Raw genomic sequence first — 14,659 nt, 5'->3', positions numbered from 1 at the left:
CGTGGTCGGGGCCGTGCGCTCCGGGCTCAGCAGATGCGCGGCAGTTGCTCACCGAGCGGCAGGTCCACCACCCGGGTGCCGCCGAGGCCGGTGGAGACCACGACCATGCCGGGGTGGTCGGCGACGCACTCGCCGATGACGGCGGCGCCCCCGCCCCGCGGGTGGGCGCGCATCGCCGCGAGGACGGCCTCCGCCTCCGGCCCCGGTACGAAGGCGACGAGCCGGCCCTCGTTGGCGACGTAGAGGGGGTCGAGTCCCAGGAATCCGCAGGCGTTGACGACCGCGTCCGGGACCGGGATCGCGCGCTCCCGCAGGCGTACGCCGGTGCCGGAGGCGCGGGCGATCTCGTTGAGGGACGCGGCGAGACCGCCCCGGGTGGGGTCGCGCAGCACATGGATGTCCGGGGTGACCGCGAGCATGGCCGCCACCAGGTCCGCCAGGGGCGCGGTGTCGCTGGCGACCTCGACACCGAACTCCAGGCCCTCCCGTACGCTCATGATCGCCACACCGTGCAGGCCGATGGGACCGCTGACGATGACGGCGTCGCCCGGCCGGGCCCGCTGCGGGCGGATGTCCACGCCCTCGGGGACGAGACCGACGCCGGCCGTGGTGACGTACACGCCGTCGCCGTGTCCGGACTCCACCACCTTGGTGTCGCCGGTGGCCACGGTGACGCCCGCCGCCTCGGCCGCCGCGCCCATGGCGCGGGCGACCCGCTCGACGACGTCGAGGCCGACGCCCTCCTCCAGGACGAAGGCCGCGGACAGGTAGGCGGGCCGGGCGCCGCTCATCGCCAGGTCGTTGACGGTGCCGTTGACCGCCAGGTCGCCGAGACAGCCGCCGGGGAAGAACAGCGGCCGGACGACGTAGGAGTCGGTGGAGAACGCGACCCGGGCGCCGCCGAGGTCGAGGACCGCCGAGTCGGCGAGCGCGGCCAGGACGGGGTTGCCGTAGGCGGGGGCGAAGACCTGCTCGATCAGCTCGGCGGACAGGGCGCCGCCTCCGCCGTGCCCCATCACCACCACCGGCTGGTCGCGCAGCGGGGCGGGGCAGGTCCAGTTCGCGGGGTCGACGGGGGCGGGGTCGACGGGGGCGGCGCCTTGGGGAGCCGGGGCCGCCGTGGAAGCCAGTTCAGCCAACGGGGTTCATCTCCTCCTGCGGGATGCGGGAGCCCTGCGGGGCCGAGCCGTTCATCCGCCGGTACAGGTAGTAGGCCGCGCAGGCGCCCTCGCTGGAGACCATGGTGGCGCCGAGCGGGGTGCGCGGGGTGCAGGTGGTGCCGAACGCGGCGCACTCGGTCGGCTTGATCAGGCCCTGCAGGACCTCGCCGGCCCGGCACTCGGCGGGCTCCTCGGTGCGGATGCCGCCGACGTCGAAGCGGTGCTCGGCGTCGTGGGCGCGGAAGGCGTCGGTAAGGCGCCAGCCGCTGCCCGGGATGCGTCCGATGCCGCGCCAGTTGCGGTCGGTGACCTCGAACACCTCCTCGATCATGCGCAGCGCGGCAGGGTTGCCCTGCTCCCTGACGGCGCGGGGGTAGGCGTTCTCCACCCGGTGCTCGCCGCGCTCCAGCTGGTGGACGGCACGCCGGATGCCCTCGAGGATGTCGAGCGGCTCGAAGCCGGTCACCACGATCGGCACGCGGTGCCGCTCGGCCAGCTCCGGGTACTCGGCGGTGCCCATCACGCTGCACACGTGCCCGGCGGCGAGGAAGCCCTGCACCCGGCAGGCGGGCGCCGTCATGATGGCCTCGACCGCCGGGGGCACCCGGACGTGGGAGACCAGCAGGCTGAAGTTGTCCAGGCCCATGCGGCGGGCCTGGTGCACGGCCATGGCGTTGGCCGGGGCGGTCGTCTCGAAGCCGATGGCGAAGAAGACGACCTGACGGTCGGGGTGCCTGCGCGCGAGCTGGAGGGCGTCCAGCGGCGAGTACACCACGCGTACGTCACCGCCCTCGCCCTTGACCCGGAACAGGTCCCGGCCGGTGCCCGGCACCCGCAGCATGTCCCCGAAGGAGCAGAAGATCACCTCGGGACGGGAGGCGATCTCCAGCGCCTTGTCGATGACCTCCAGCGGGGTGACGCACACCGGGCAGCCCGGACCGTGGATCAACTCCACCTTTTCGGGCAGCAGTTGGTCGATGCCGTGCCGGATGATCGAGTGTGTCTGACCGCCGCAGACCTCCATCAGCGCCCAGGGCCGGGTGACCGTCGCGCGGATCTCGTCCAACAACCGCCCCGCCAGTTCGGGGTCGTTGAACTCGTCGATGTACTTCATCGCACCTCACTTCCGTTCTCCCCGCTCTCCACGGCCACGGGGGCGTGCGGGGCGGCGCTCCCGGACTGTTGCGCCGCCTGCTCCCAGGCGTCGCCGAACTCCTCCTCCAGCAGCCCGAGTTGCTCGAACAGCTCCAGGGACGCCCGCGCCGACTCCTCGTCCAGGCGCTGCAGGGCGAACCCGACGTGGACGATGACGTACTCCCCCACCCGCACATCGGGCAGGTACTCCAGACACGCCTGTTTCTGCACCCCACCGAAGTCGATCAGACCGGTGAGCGGGTCGGCGCTGTCGTCGATGGCCACGACTTTGCCGGGCACTGCCAAGCACATGGGTCACTCCGTATCGTCGCTGTGTGCGGTCGCCGGTTCTCCGGCCGTCCCGTCGTCGGCCGGCCTCCTCGTGCGGGGGCCGGGGCGGTCGCCCCTCACCGGGCGGCTCGCGGGGGCGGCCGGCGGCCCGGTGGCCGGTGGGCCGCGACCAGGAGCTGCCCGAGCGCCAGCCCGCCGTCGTTCGGCGGGACCTCGCCGTGGCGCAGCACGGCGAAGCCGTCCGCCGCCAGCAGCGCGGTGCACTCCTCCTCCAGCAGGCCGTTGGCGAAGACGCCGCCGCTGAGGGCGACGGTGCCGAGGCCGGTGGCCGTACGGGCGCGCCGGCAGATCTCCGTGACGGCCCGTGCGACGCCCCGGTGGAAGCGGGCCGCGAGCACCGGCGCCGGGGTGCCGCGCCGCAGATCGGTCAGGAGGGCCCGCAGCAGCGGCGCGGGGTCGCACTCCAGGGGGCCGGGCCCGGGGGTGAACCCGAAGGCGTACGCCGCGCTCTCCCGCTCCCAGGCGTGGGTGGCCGCGGCCTCCAGTTCGAGCGCGGCCTGCGCCTCGTACCCCGCGCGGTGGCACACGCCCGCCAGGGACGACACGGCGTCGAAGAGCCGGCCCATGCTGGAGGTCGGCACGCATGCCACCTGGCGCTTCAACTGCCGTTCCAGAACGGTCAATTCCTCACGGGAGCAGGCGGTGACGCTGGGCAGGTGGGGCTCCCACGGCAGGCCGGCCGCCCACAGCCGGGCCAGCGCCAGCCGGCACGGGTTGGCCACTCCGGCGTCCCCGCCCGGCAGCGGGGCCGGGGTCAGGCGGGCGAAACGCCGGTAGCCCGCGTAGTCGGCGAGCAGCACCTCGCCGCCCCACACGGTGCCGTCGTCGCCGTAGCCGGTGCCGTCGAAGGCGACGCCGATCACGGGGGTGGTGCCGTCGAGGCCGTGCTCGGCCATCGCCGAGGCGATGTGCGCGTGGTGGTGCTGCACGAACAGGGGTTCCGGCGCCCGGAGTTCGGCGGCCCGGCGGCGGGCCAGGCGGGACGAGTGGTAGCCGGGGTGCCGGTCGGCGGCGACCAGCGCGGGGGTGATCCCGGTCAGCCGCAGCAGCTGCCGCTCGACTCGCCCAGCGGCCTGAAGCGCGGTCAGGTCGCCCATGTCGCCGATGTGCGGCCCGAACCAGGCGTGGTCGCCCTCGCCGACGCACGGGGCGTTCTTCAGGTCGCCGCCCATCGCGAGCGCGGCACGCACCGGGACCGCCAGGCGCAGCGGGCGGGGCACGTACCCGCGGGAGCGGCGCAGCACCTGCTCGGTGCCGTCGGGGCGGACCCGCAGCAGCGAGTCGTCGCACGGCGAGGCGATGGGGCGGTCGTGGGCGAGCCAGGCGTCTGCGAGTCCGGCCAGCCGGGTCAGCGCCTCGCCGTCGTCCGTGACGATGGGCTCGCCGGAACGGTTGCCGCTGGTCATGACCAGCACACGGGGGCCGGGGGGATCGCCGGGCAGCCCGAACAGCAGGGTGTGCACGGGGGTGTAGGGCAGCATCACGCCGACGTGCGGGCTGCCCGGGCACACCTCGTCGGCCAGTCGGAGGCAGTCCGCGCCGGTGCGCCGGCGCAGCAGGACGACGGGGCGCCGGGGACCGGTCAGCGCGGCCCGCTCCGCACCGGTCAGGACCGCGATCCGCTCCGCGGTGGCGAGGTCGGCGCACATCACCGCGAAGGCCTTGCCGCCGCGCTCCTTGCGGCCGCGCAGGGTGGCGACGGCCCGCGGGTCGGTGGCGTCGCAGGCCAGGTGGTAGCCGCCGACACCCTTGACGGCGACGATTCGCCCCGCGGCGAGCAGCGCCCGGGCGGCCGTCAGGGCGGCCGCGTCCCGGGCCGCGCGGCCCGCACCGCCGCCGTCGCCGTCGTCCCGGGCGGTCATCAGGCGCAGCCGGGGCCCGCAGTCGGGGCAGGCCACGGGCTGGGCGTGGAAGCGGCGGTCGGCGGGATCGCCGTACTCCCGGGCGCAGTCGGGGCACATCGGGAAGCCGGCCATGGTGGTGACCGCGCGGTCGTACGGCATCGCGGTGGCGATGGTGAAGCGGGGGCCGCAGTGGGTGCAGGTGATGAACGGGTGCCGGTGGCGGCGGTCGGCCGGATCGGCCAGTTCGCGCAGGCAGTCGGCGCAGGTGGCGGTGTCGGGCGGGAGCTGCGTCCGCCCCGGGGAGTGCTCGGAGGGGCGGATGGTGAAGGAGCCGGTCGCGCCGGTGGCGGGTACGTCCTCCAGTCCGATGCCGGTGACGGCGGCCAGCGGCGGCGGCTGCGCGGCCAGCCGGTCGCAGAACCGTGCGACGCCGTCCGGGGGTCCCTCGACCTCGATCACCACCCCGCTCGCGGTGTTGCTCACGAACCCGGCCAGTGCGAGGTCGGCGGCCAGGCGGTGCACGTAGGGCCGGAAGCCGACACCCTGCACCGTGCCGCGCACGGTGAGCCGACGGCGTACCGGCCCGGTGGCGGGTGCGGTCATGAGGTCTGTGTGGACGCCGGGTCGGGGTGTTCGGGGTGGCCGCTCCGGGCCTCGGTGCCGGGGCTCGCGTGATCGTGGGCGTGGCTGTGGCCGTGCCCCTCGCCGTGGCCGTCGCCGGGGTCGCCGCCGTGCTCGTGGCCGTCGGCGTCGTCGTGGCCGCCGTGGTGGTGGCCGTGCGGGTGGGGTGCGAGCGGCGGGCGGTGCGGCGGGGCGCCGTCGCGGGCGGCGAGCGCCCGTTCCAGGACGACGTCCACGCCCTCGCCGGTGCGGGCGCACGACCGCACGATCTCCACCCCCGGGTTGACGCGGTGCACATGGGCGCGGAAGGCGCCCTCGTCGAAACCGGCCGCCCCGGCGAGGTCCGTCTTGGTGATGACGACCAGGTGGGCGGAGCCGAACGCGGTGGGGTACTTCAGCGGCTTGTCCTCGCCCTCGGTCACCGCCATCAGCACGATCCGCAGGGTCTCGCCGAGGTCGTACGACGCCGGGCAGACGAGGTTGCCCACGTTCTCCACGAACAGCACCGACGTGTCCGCCGGGAGCCAGCCCGCCAGCCGGCGGCGGACCTGCCGGGCCTCCAGATGGCACAGCCCGTCGGTGAGCAGCTGCTGCACCGGCGCCCCCGAACGGGCCAGCCGGACGGCGTCGTTCTCCGTGGCCAGGTCCGCGGTCAGCGCGGCCACCGGGACGCCCCGCTCGACCGCGCGGGCCAGCACCCGGCCGAGCAGCTCGGTCTTGCCGCTGCCCGGGCTGGAGAGCAGGTTGACCACGGCGACGCCCTGCCGGGCCAGGTCACGGCGCAGGGCCGCGGCCAGGTCGTCGTTCTTGGCGAGGACCGCCTGCTTGACGTCGGACCGGCACATGGGCGCTGCTCCTCGGGTCGGCTCGGGAGGGACGGGCCCGGGTCCGCCCGCCGCGCGGCGGGCGGACCCGGGTCCGTCACCGATCTTCGGCGCCGTCGGCCGCGAGGTGCGGCAGCGCAGCCGTGTGCGGGCGGTCCGATTCCTCCGGGCGGCCCAACGCCGGTGTGGCCGCCGGGTCGGCGAGGAGCAGCGGGACCAGGGTGTGCAGCGCCGTCACGGCCCGCCCGACGGCCTCCCGGACCGGTGCGCTGATCCCGGGCACGATGTCCTCGTCGTCGCGCGGCAGCACCTGCGGCTCGCAGGCCAGGACGAGGACCCTGGGCAGCGGGCCGTCGCCCAGGTGCGCGGCCAGCGCCAGCACCTTGGCCGGGTCCATGCCGTGCGCCTCCGGCGGGGCCCCGGACGCCGTGCCGTCGGGTGGTTCGGGCTCGACCAGGGTCAGGGTGCCGGGCCGGTGGCCGCGGGCCGCGGTGTCGACGAGGACGGCGACGTCGTAGCCGTCCAGCAGTTCGTACGCCAGGTCCAGGCCCCGGATGCCGAAGTCGCGGGCCCGCACGGCGGTTGGCAGCGGGCGTTCCCGCAGGGCCCGCATCACCTCGGGGCCGAAGGCGTCGTCCGCGAGGAAGATGTTGCCGACGCCCGCCACCAGCAGGCGGGCGGGGCGCGCGGCGGTCATCGGCAGTTCCCGGTGGGCGTGATGCCGGCGGACGCGGTGCCGGCGGGCGCGGTGCCGGCGGGCGCGGTGCCGGCGGGCGCGGTGCCGGCGGACGCGGTGCAGGTCGGGGACAGCGGACGGGCCGAGCCGCCCGGGGTCCTGCGGACGAAGGCCGAGCGCAGCGCGTGATAGGGGGCATCGGGGTCGAAGAAGATCTCGTGCATACGGGCGAGTTCGGCGCGGCGGTACTCCGCGAGCGGGCGGTGCGCCTCGTCGCGGTCGCGTGCCGCCGCCTTGGCCGCGATCCGCCGGTCCAGGTCCGGGGACCGGGCGAGCCGGGTCGCGATGCGGTCGATCTCGGCGGCGAACCCGGCCGCCGGGGTGGGCACCTGACGGTCCACCAGTCCGAGCCGGGCCGCGGCCGTGGCGCTCACCGGCAGGGCCTCGGCCGTCAGCCGCCCGGCCGTCCCCGCGCCGGCCCGGCGGGGCAGGCTGTAGGTCCAGAACTCCGAGCCGTACAGGCCCATTCTGCGGTAGTGCGGGTTCAGGACGGTGCCCGTGCGGCACCACACCTCGTCGGCGGCGAGGGCGAGCATGACGCCGCCCGCGGCCGCATTGCCGCCGAGCGCGGCGACCACCAGCCGGTCGGTGGTCCGCAGCACGGCCTCGACCAGGTCGTTCATCGCGTTCAGGTTGGCCCACGACTCCGCGACCGGGTCCGCGGCGGCCTCGATGACGTTCAGGTGGATGCCATTGGAGAAGAAGTCGCGGGTCCCGCCGAGCACCAGCACCTTGGTGGGGCGGGCGAGGGCGTGGTGGTAGGCGGCGAGCAGCCGGTGGCACTGGTCGGTGCTCATCGCCCCGCCGGGGAAGGTGAAGGTGACGAAGCCGGCGTCTCCGTGCTGCCGGTAGCGGACGTCGGTCCAGGTGCGCCGCCCGGGGGGCAGTTCGAACGGGACGGCCGCCTCCGGGACGGAGAGCGGGCCGAGGACGGAGACCGCCGGGCGCTTGAAGGGCGCGGGATCGCCGGAGTCCTTGCGCGGCCGGAGTTCCGGAATCCACACGGCACCGTCGCGCGTGGCCCGGCACACCGCTCCCGCCCGGGTGGCGAGCAGTTCGCCGGGGCGTCCGCGCAGCCGGTCCTCGGGGTGGCCGCCGTGCAGGAAGACCTCGCGGCCGAGGAGTTCGTCGAGGACCCCGGGCCGGGAGTCGGCCCCGCGGAGCTTGCGCAGCACGGTGGCGGTGGTGTCGTTGTCCCAGTCGATGCGCCGCCGCTCCTGGCGCAGCGCGTCGCGCCACACCACGCGGATCGCGGGATCGCTCTGCGGCTGCGGCTTGAAGGAGCCCTCGGCGTACCTCCGTACGGCCAGCAGTACGGCGCCGACGGCGGCGTCGGACACCTCGTTGCGGTACAGGTCGCTCTTCCCGGCCGGGGCCATGTCGAAGGGCTGCGCCGCCCAGATGTCGCCCGCGTCCAGGCCCGCCTCGGCCTGCAGGACCGTCACGCCCCAGCGCGGCGCCTCCTCGGCGATCGCCCAGTCCAGCGAGGACGGGCCGCGGTCGCCCGGCGGTCCCGGGTGCACCACGAGACAGGTGTGCTGCCGCCACACGTCCTCGGGCAGCGCCGTCCTCAGCATCGGCGCGACGACGAGTTCCGGGCGCGTCTCGCGGAGGGCGGCACGCACGGCGTCCGCGCCGTGCGAGGCGAGCACGACCTCCACCCGGTGGCCGTGGTCCGACAGTTCGGCGTACAGGCGCTGGGACAGGCTGTTGAACGCGCTGGCGACGAGCAGGATGTCCATGACGCGGCATGTTCGCCGGTTCGTCCGGTACCGGGAAGGACCGTGACGGCGTTTCGCCTGCCCGCGCCGCGCCACTTCCTCCATCTGGACTTGTTCCGGCCGGGCTTGCCGCACGCGAAACGCCAGGCCCCCCTGGGCCGTGGGGTACTGACGGCGCGTCGCTCAGATACTTTCTGTTTATCTGATGTAACAGTCTGCGCATGATCAGTCAGCAGAACATCGACGGGACCGCGCGCCTCCTTGCACCGGGTCGCGGACTGCGCGCGGCGCTGCTCTCCCTGACCACCGCCGCAGCCCTGGCCTCCGGTTCGGCCGCGACCGCCCTCCCCTCCGCCGGCCTCCGCGCCAACTGGGACGCCATCGCGGCGTGCGAGTCCGGGGGCAACTGGAGGGCCAACACCGGCAACGGGTACTTCGGCGGGCTGCAGTTCCGCCAGTCCAGCTGGGTGGCGGCCGGCGGCCTGCGGTTCGCCCGCCGGGCCGACCTGGCCACCCGCCGCGAGCAGATCCACGTCGCCAGGCGGCTGGCCCGGATCCAGGGCATGTCGGCCTGGGGCTGCTCCTGGGCCGGACACTAGCGGCTCCGGCTCAGCACAGGACGGCGAGCGCGCCGGGGAGCACCCGGGCCGTCACGGGCAGGGCGGCGTCGACCTCGCCGTCGGCGCCGTAGGGCACCGCGCGGTCGGCCGTGACGCTGATCTCCTTGCCCCGCAGGATCCGCACCTCGGGCCGCTCTACGTGCGCGCCCGTCTTGAGTTCGTTCATCAGAGCGAAGAACAGGAGGCGCGGCGCCTCGCGGATGAGGACCACGTCGAGCACGCCGTCGTCGACCCGGGCACCGGGGGCGATCATGCGGCCGGAGCCGTAGTAGGGGGAGTTGGCGATCACCACGGTGTAGCCGCGGTGATCGTGCTCCACCCCGTCGACGGTGACGCGGTAGTCCGCCGCCCGCCAGCTCGCGACGGCCCGCAGCCCGCCCGCGTAGTAGGAGGCGGCACCGCGCAGCAGCCGGGCCCGGTTCGCGTGGAGGTTGGCGAGCGCGTCGACGCCCGCGTAGACGCTGCCGAGCACGACGGTCCGCGGGTGGACCGCCGACTCCACCTCGACGGTGTCGACCAGACGCGGGGACCCGTCGAGCAGGATCCGGGCCAGCGCGGCCGGGTCGGCGGGGAGTTCGAGGGCGCGGGCGAAGTCGTTGCCGCGGCCGGCCGGGACCAGGCCGAGGAGCGCGCCGGTGCCGCTGAGCGCGCCGCCGATGCCACCGGCGATGCCGTCGCCGCCCACGGCGAGGACCACACGTTGCCGCGCTCCGGCCTCCCGGGCGAGTTCCTGCGCATGGGCGAGGCTGCGGCTGTACTCGGTCTCCAGCTCCGCCCCCGCCTCCCGGAGCAGCCGTCCCACTCGCAGCAGCGCCGCGGCGCCACTGGATCCGCCCGCGGTGGGGTTGACGATGGCGGTGAACTGTCGCATCGGTGGGCCTCCGGGGCGGTGCGGGTCGGTGGCGGGAGCCGGGGGACGGCGGGCAGCGGGCTGGGGACGGTGCGACGCCTTGTCGATGAAACGACGAAGCGATGAAGAGGTCCAGCGGTCGGGCGCTTGAGCGGTTCGGTGTTCGGTCGAGCGGTCGAACCGTGAAACGGTCCGACGGTGGCGGCAGTGTGACAGGCGCGTGTCAGTCGAGGGGCAGCAGGACCCCGGGGTTGAGCAGGCCCTCTGGGTCCAGCCGTCGCTTGACGGCCCGCAGGGCCTCGATGCCGAGCGGTCCGGCCTCCCGGACGTACCAGTCGCGGTGGTCGGTGCCCACGCCGTGGTGGTGGCTGATGGTGCCGCCCGCCGCGAGGATCGCCTCGTTCGCGGCGTGCTTGGCGGGCGTCCAGTGGGCCACGGGGTCGTCGCCCTGGGCCGAGACGACGGTGAAGTACAGCGAGGCGCCGTTCTCGTAGACGTGGGAGATGTGGCACATCACCAGGGGCGGGGTGCCGGCCTCGGTGAGGGCCGTGGTGAGCGCGGTGCGGACGGCGGCGTACAGCTCGGGGATCCGGGACCAGAAGGCCGCGGTCTCCAGCGTCTCGGCGAACGCGCCCGCGTCGAGGAGCGAGTCGCGCAGATACGGCGCCGAGTAACGGCCGTGCGCCCAGCGGTCGCCGGGCTCCTCGCCGACGTACCGGCCGCCGCACTCGCGCAGGACGGCCGCGGCGTGCTCCCTGCGGTGGGTGGTGTCCTCCACGGTGCCCACGTAACCGGCGATCGCCATGCATCCGGCGGTCCGCGGCGCGTCCGCGGAGCCGATGGCGTCGGGCTGGGCGAGGCCGATCAGCGTCTCGGTCTCGTCGGACAGGCGCAGCACGGTCGGCCGCGGTCCGTCCTGGGCGAGGCGGCGCAGAGCGGCGGTTCCCTCCTCGAACGAGGCGAAGTGCCAGCCCTCGTAGACCCGGGTGTGCGGCAGCGGACGCAGGCGCACGGTCACCGACGTGATGACACCGAACGCCCCCTCTGAGCCCAGGACGAGCTGGCGCAGGTCGGGGCCGGCCGCCGAGCGGGGGGCGCGGCCGATGTCGAGCGTGCCCTCGGGGGTGGCGAGGGTGAGACCGAGCACCATCTCGTCGAAGCGGCCGTATCCGGCGGACGCCTGTCCGCTGGAGCGGGCGGCGGCGAACCCGCCGATGGTCGCCCACTCGTACGACTGCGGGAAGTGGCCGAGGGTGAAGCCGTGTTCGGCCAGCAGTGCCTCGGCCTGCGGGGCGCGCAGGCCGGGTTGCAGGGTGGCGGTGCGGGAGACGGGGTCGAGCGCGAGCAGGCCGTCCATCCGGCGCAGGTCCAGGGCGACGAACGGGCGCCGCCGTTCGGGGGCGAGTCCGCCGACCACGGAGGTGCCGCCGCCGAACGGGACTAGGGCCAGGCCGTGTTCGGCGCATGCCTTCAGGACGGCGAGCACGTCGTCGTGGCCCGCGGGGAGCACCACGGCGGCCGGGACGTCGTCGACGTCGCCGCGGCGGATGCGCAGCAGGTCGGGGGTGGACTTGCCGCGGGTGTGCCGGATCCGGGACTCCGCGTCGGTACGGACGTGCGCCTCGTCTCCGACGGCGTCGAGCAGGGCCCGGCGCGCGGCGGCGTCGAGCGGCGACTCGGATACGGCGATGTCTTCCAGGCCGGCCGGTGGGGCGTCGCAGGGCTTGACCCCGAGCAGGTCGCGCAGCAGCCCGATCACCGTGTCGGGCAGCGGTGCGGCCTTGGCCGGGTCGCCCCAGCCGCTCCACAGCATGTCCATGGGGTTGTCCTCACCGGTCGTGTCGAGTCGTGCCGTGCTCCGCCCCGGCGTGCCGCGCCTTGCCCTGCGGCACCCGGGGCGCGTTACACTGTGACACATGACGCCTATTCGTCACAACGGTTCGGACAGCGATCCCGTACTCGACGCCGTGCGCGACTGCGTCCTGGCCGTCGGGGTCCGCCGCACCACGCTGACCGACGTGGCCCGCCGCGCGGGCGTCTCCCGGATGACGCTCTACCGGCGCTGGCCCGACGTGCGGTCCCTGGTCGGGGACCTGATGACCCGGGAGTGGGTCGATGTGGCGACCCGGTCCATGCCGGAGCGCCGGCCGGGGACGGACACCCGCACGCTGATCGTCGACGGCCTCGTGGCGGGAGTGGAGGCGTTCCGCGCCCATCCGCTCTTCCGCAAGATCGTCGACGTGGACCCCGAGCTGCTCCTCCCCTACGTGCTGGACCGGCGCGGCGCCAGCCAGGAGGCCCTTCTCGGCCTGCTCGCCGACGCCCTGCGCGAGGGCCACGCCGACGGCTCGGTCCGTCCGGGCCCTGCCGAGCGGCAGGCCCGCGCCCTGCTTCTGGTCGTCCAGTCCTTCACCCTGTCGCTGCGCACCATGACGGAGGCGGACGACCCCGACCTGACCTCCGAGGCCTTCCTCGGGGAACTGCGCACCATCCTGGAGAGGACCCTGACGCCATGACCTCCAGCACCAGCCCGGTCGGCGCGGCGGACCCGGCCCCCGGCTCCTCCCTGACCGCGGCCCGGCGCGCCCGGGAACTGGCCCGCACCGTCGGTGGCCCGGCCGTGGACGTCCTGGTCGTCGGCCTCGGCGCGACGGGCGCCGGAGTCGCCCTCGACGCGGCGGCCCGCGGGCTGACCGTCGCCGCCGTCGACGCGCACGACCTGGCCTTCGGCACCTCCCGCTGGAGCTCCAAGCTCGTCCACGGCGGGCTGCGCTACCTCGCCTCGGCGCAGCTCGACGTCGCCCACGAGAGCGCGGTCGAGCGCGGGGTGCTGATGGAGCGCACGGCTCCGCATCTGGTCCGGGCCCAGCCGTTCGTCCTGCCGCTGACGCCGCTGGTCTCCCGCGGTCAGGGCGCCCTGGCCTGGGCCGGCTTCCGCGCCGGGGACGGGCTGCGTCTGGCGGCTCGCACGGCCCGCGCCACCCTGCCCGCGCCGCGCAGGCTGTCGGCCGTGGAGACCCGCCACCTGGCTCCCGCGCTGCGGCCGACCGGGCTCCGCGGGGGCCTGCTGTCCTGGGACGGCCGCCTCACCGACGACGCCCGCCTGGTCACCGCGATCGCCCGGACCGCCGCGGCGCGCGGCGCACGGATCCTGACCCGGGTGCGGGTCCTGGAACTCACCGGCTCCGGCGCCCGGATACGCGACGAACTCACCGGCGAGGAGGGCGAGATCCGCGCCCGTGCCGTGATCAACGCCGCCGGGGTGTGGGCGGGCGGCCTGGTGGACGGCATCCGGATCCGGCCCTCCCGCGGCACCCACCTGGTCCTGCGGTCCGAGCGGCTCGGCCCGTTGCCCGCCGGACTGCACGTCCCGGTCCCCGGGGAGACGAACCGCTTCGTCCTCGTCCTGCCGCAGGGCGACGGCCGGGTCTACGTCGGCCTCACCGACGAACCCGTCGACGGCGACATCCCCGACGTCCCGGAGGTCCCCGAGACCGACATCGGCTTCCTGCTCGACGTGCTGGGCACCGCCCTGGACGTGCCGGTCCACCGCGACGACGTGGTCGGGGCCTTCGCCGGACTCCGTCCGCTCCTGGACACCACGCCGGCGACGGGCTCCGGCGCCGCGCCCAGGACCGCCGACATCTCCCGCAGGCACGCGGTGCTCACCTCGCCGGACGGCGTGACGACCGTAGTCGGCGGCAAGCTGACCACCTACCGGCGGATGGCCGAGGACGCCGTCGACTCCGCCGTCGCCACCCATCGTCTCGAGGCGGGCCCCTCCCCCACCGCCTCCGTCCCCCTGGTCGGCGCCGCGCCCGCGCACCGCCTCGCCGCGCTCCCCGCCCCCCGGCACCTGATCCGGCGCTACGGCGGCGAGGCCCCGGCCGTCCACGCCCTGGGCGCCGAGAACCCGGACCTGCGCGAACCGGTCCTGGAGGGTCACCCCGTCACCCGCGCCGAACTCGTCTGGGCCGTACGACACGAGGGCGCCCTCGACGAGGCCGACCTCCTCGACCGCCGCACCCGCATCGGCCTCGTCCCGGACGACCGGGCCATGGCCCTGAAGGCGGCGCGGGAGGCGATGGGCGAGTTGGCCGTGTGACGGGACCGGCGAGGACGGAGAACCCGTCTTTCGGCGGAGGCGGACGGGGCCGTCGCGGCCGCCGGGCGCGTGGAACGTCAGGCGGCCTGGGCCGGGCCCTGCTCCAGGCGGTCCCGGAGCTGGGCGCGGTGCAGGGCGGCCACCGGGCCCACGAGGTCGGGGTGGCGCAGCAGCGCGGCCGCCCGGCGGTCGTTCTCGTCCGGCGTGACCAGGCGCCGGAACTCGGCCGGCGCACCCGTGACGTGCTCGCCCGCGACCACGGCGGCCACCGCCCGGCCGGCCAGCTCCCGGTCGGTGAGCAGACAGGCGGCCCAACTGGCCACCACCTCGTCCACCCAGGAGCGCCACGCGGAGGAGTCCGGGTCGCCGCCCTGGACGCCGTCCGCGCCCGTGATCCAGTCCAGGCGGCCCGAGCCACCGGGCCCGGCCATGCCGACCAGCGCGGCGTCCATCGGCGTCGGGTAGCGCAGCCACGCCGCGACCGTGACGGCCTGGCGCGCCTGCATTTCGCACAGGACGTTGGCCAGGGCTCCGCCGGACGCCGGGTAGGCGCCGGTCAGCCACTGGGCGGTCGCCGCGATGAGAGGGGAGAGTTCTTCGGGCACGTGCCGGACCGATCGCACTGTCGCAGGGAAGGGGGGCCGCCTGGAAAGGTAGCCCGCCCACCGAGGGCGGCGGCATGGCCCAGGTCTC

Annotated in this window: 13 protein-coding genes; 3 read left to right on the top strand and 10 right to left on the bottom strand. The window is 75.4% G+C overall.

The window, feature by feature from the left end; all coding sequences use genetic code 11:
- Positions 1-26: 26 nt before the first annotated feature.
- From hypE to ACIQ9G_RS07480, 7 genes are all read right to left on the bottom strand, one after another.
- Positions 27-1,139: a hydrogenase expression/formation protein HypE gene (hypE, locus tag ACIQ9G_RS07510; protein ID WP_403607377.1), complete on the bottom strand. Its 1,113-nt coding sequence runs from the start codon at positions 1,137-1,139 to the stop codon at positions 27-29.
- Positions 1,132-2,274 (bottom strand): hydrogenase formation protein HypD, encoded by a 1,143-nt coding sequence (hypD, locus tag ACIQ9G_RS07505; protein ID WP_403607376.1) that lies wholly within the window; start codon positions 2,272-2,274, stop codon positions 1,132-1,134. Before hypD ends, hypE begins: the two co-directional genes overlap by 8 nt.
- Complete coding sequence (gene hypC / locus ACIQ9G_RS07500; RefSeq protein WP_392191847.1) at positions 2,271-2,606, bottom strand: HypC/HybG/HupF family hydrogenase formation chaperone; 336 nt, start codon at positions 2,604-2,606, stop codon at positions 2,271-2,273. Before hypC ends, hypD begins: the two co-directional genes overlap by 4 nt.
- Before the next feature lie 95 nt (positions 2,607-2,701).
- Complete coding sequence (hypF, locus tag ACIQ9G_RS07495) at positions 2,702-5,092, bottom strand: carbamoyltransferase HypF (protein WP_403607375.1); 2,391 nt, start codon at positions 5,090-5,092, stop codon at positions 2,702-2,704.
- Positions 5,089-5,955 (bottom strand): hydrogenase nickel incorporation protein HypB, encoded by an 867-nt coding sequence (gene hypB / locus ACIQ9G_RS07490; protein ID WP_403607374.1) that lies wholly within the window; start codon positions 5,953-5,955, stop codon positions 5,089-5,091. Before hypB ends, hypF begins: the two co-directional genes overlap by 4 nt.
- 76 nt (positions 5,956-6,031) lie before the next feature.
- A complete protein-coding gene (locus ACIQ9G_RS07485; RefSeq protein WP_403607373.1) occupies positions 6,032-6,631 on the bottom strand; it encodes a hydrogenase maturation protease in 600 nt (199 codons plus the stop codon).
- Positions 6,628-8,412 carry a hydrogenase maturation protein gene (locus ACIQ9G_RS07480; RefSeq protein WP_403607372.1) on the bottom strand — a complete coding sequence of 595 codons (1,785 nt, stop codon included), beginning with the start codon at positions 8,410-8,412 and terminating at the stop codon, positions 6,628-6,630. Before ACIQ9G_RS07480 ends, ACIQ9G_RS07485 begins: the two co-directional genes overlap by 4 nt.
- A 200-nt stretch (positions 8,413-8,612) precedes the next feature.
- On the opposite strand from ACIQ9G_RS07480, the gene ACIQ9G_RS07475 reads away from it, so the two are divergent.
- Positions 8,613-8,990: a transglycosylase family protein gene (locus tag ACIQ9G_RS07475; protein WP_403607371.1), complete on the top strand. Its 378-nt coding sequence runs from the start codon at positions 8,613-8,615 to the stop codon at positions 8,988-8,990.
- 10 nt (positions 8,991-9,000) lie between these two features.
- Here ACIQ9G_RS07475 and ACIQ9G_RS07470 read toward each other — a convergent pair whose 3' ends face one another.
- Both ACIQ9G_RS07470 and ACIQ9G_RS07465 read right to left on the bottom strand, forming a co-directional pair.
- Positions 9,001-9,882: a YegS/Rv2252/BmrU family lipid kinase gene (locus ACIQ9G_RS07470; RefSeq protein WP_403607370.1), complete on the bottom strand. Its 882-nt coding sequence runs from the start codon at positions 9,880-9,882 to the stop codon at positions 9,001-9,003.
- Between the two features lie 202 nt (positions 9,883-10,084).
- A complete protein-coding gene (locus ACIQ9G_RS07465) occupies positions 10,085-11,680 on the bottom strand; it encodes an FAD-binding oxidoreductase (RefSeq protein ID WP_403607369.1) in 1,596 nt (531 codons plus the stop codon).
- 97 nt (positions 11,681-11,777) lie between these two features.
- Between ACIQ9G_RS07465 and ACIQ9G_RS07460 the strand changes: the two genes are divergently transcribed.
- Together ACIQ9G_RS07460 and ACIQ9G_RS07455 are read left to right on the top strand one after the other, a co-directional pair.
- Positions 11,778-12,377 (top strand): TetR/AcrR family transcriptional regulator, encoded by a 600-nt coding sequence (locus ACIQ9G_RS07460; protein ID WP_403607368.1) that lies wholly within the window; start codon positions 11,778-11,780, stop codon positions 12,375-12,377.
- A complete protein-coding gene (locus ACIQ9G_RS07455) occupies positions 12,374-13,966 on the top strand; it encodes a glycerol-3-phosphate dehydrogenase/oxidase (protein ID WP_403607367.1) in 1,593 nt (530 codons plus the stop codon). Before ACIQ9G_RS07460 ends, ACIQ9G_RS07455 begins: the two co-directional genes overlap by 4 nt.
- A gap of 77 nt (positions 13,967-14,043) precedes the next feature.
- Here the strand turns inward: ACIQ9G_RS07455 and ACIQ9G_RS07450 are convergent, their stop codons facing one another.
- Positions 14,044-14,571, bottom strand: coding sequence for a hypothetical protein (locus ACIQ9G_RS07450; protein ID WP_403607366.1), 528 nt, complete (start codon positions 14,569-14,571; stop codon positions 14,044-14,046).
- Positions 14,572-14,659 lie beyond the last annotated feature (88 nt).

Source organism: Streptomyces sp. NPDC096152 (assembly GCF_044763235.1).
Lineage (GTDB): Bacteria > Actinomycetota > Actinomycetes > Streptomycetales > Streptomycetaceae > Streptomyces.
The sequence above is the reverse complement of the archived record's forward strand: the minus strand, read 5'-3'. Positions and strand labels throughout refer to the sequence as shown.

Coding starts and splice junctions, on each gene's coding strand:
- hypF (WP_403607375.1), bottom strand. CDS start 5,092: ATGACCGCACCCGCCACCGGGCCGGTACGCCGTCGGCTCACCGTGCGC.
- ACIQ9G_RS07465 (WP_403607369.1), bottom strand. CDS start 11,680: ATGGACATGCTGTGGAGCGGCTGGGGCGACCCGGCCAAGGCCGCACCG.
- hypC (WP_392191847.1), bottom strand. CDS start 2,606: ATGTGCTTGGCAGTGCCCGGCAAAGTCGTGGCCATCGACGACAGCGCC.
- ACIQ9G_RS07455 (WP_403607367.1), top strand. CDS start 12,374: ATGACCTCCAGCACCAGCCCGGTCGGCGCGGCGGACCCGGCCCCCGGC.
- hypB (WP_403607374.1), bottom strand. CDS start 5,955: ATGTGCCGGTCCGACGTCAAGCAGGCGGTCCTCGCCAAGAACGACGAC.
- ACIQ9G_RS07480 (WP_403607372.1), bottom strand. CDS start 8,412: ATGGACATCCTGCTCGTCGCCAGCGCGTTCAACAGCCTGTCCCAGCGC.
- ACIQ9G_RS07470 (WP_403607370.1), bottom strand. CDS start 9,882: ATGCGACAGTTCACCGCCATCGTCAACCCCACCGCGGGCGGATCCAGT.
- ACIQ9G_RS07460 (WP_403607368.1), top strand. CDS start 11,778: ATGACGCCTATTCGTCACAACGGTTCGGACAGCGATCCCGTACTCGAC.
- ACIQ9G_RS07485 (WP_403607373.1), bottom strand. CDS start 6,631: ATGACCGCCGCGCGCCCCGCCCGCCTGCTGGTGGCGGGCGTCGGCAAC.
- hypD (WP_403607376.1), bottom strand. CDS start 2,274: ATGAAGTACATCGACGAGTTCAACGACCCCGAACTGGCGGGGCGGTTG.
- ACIQ9G_RS07475 (WP_403607371.1), top strand. CDS start 8,613: ATGATCAGTCAGCAGAACATCGACGGGACCGCGCGCCTCCTTGCACCG.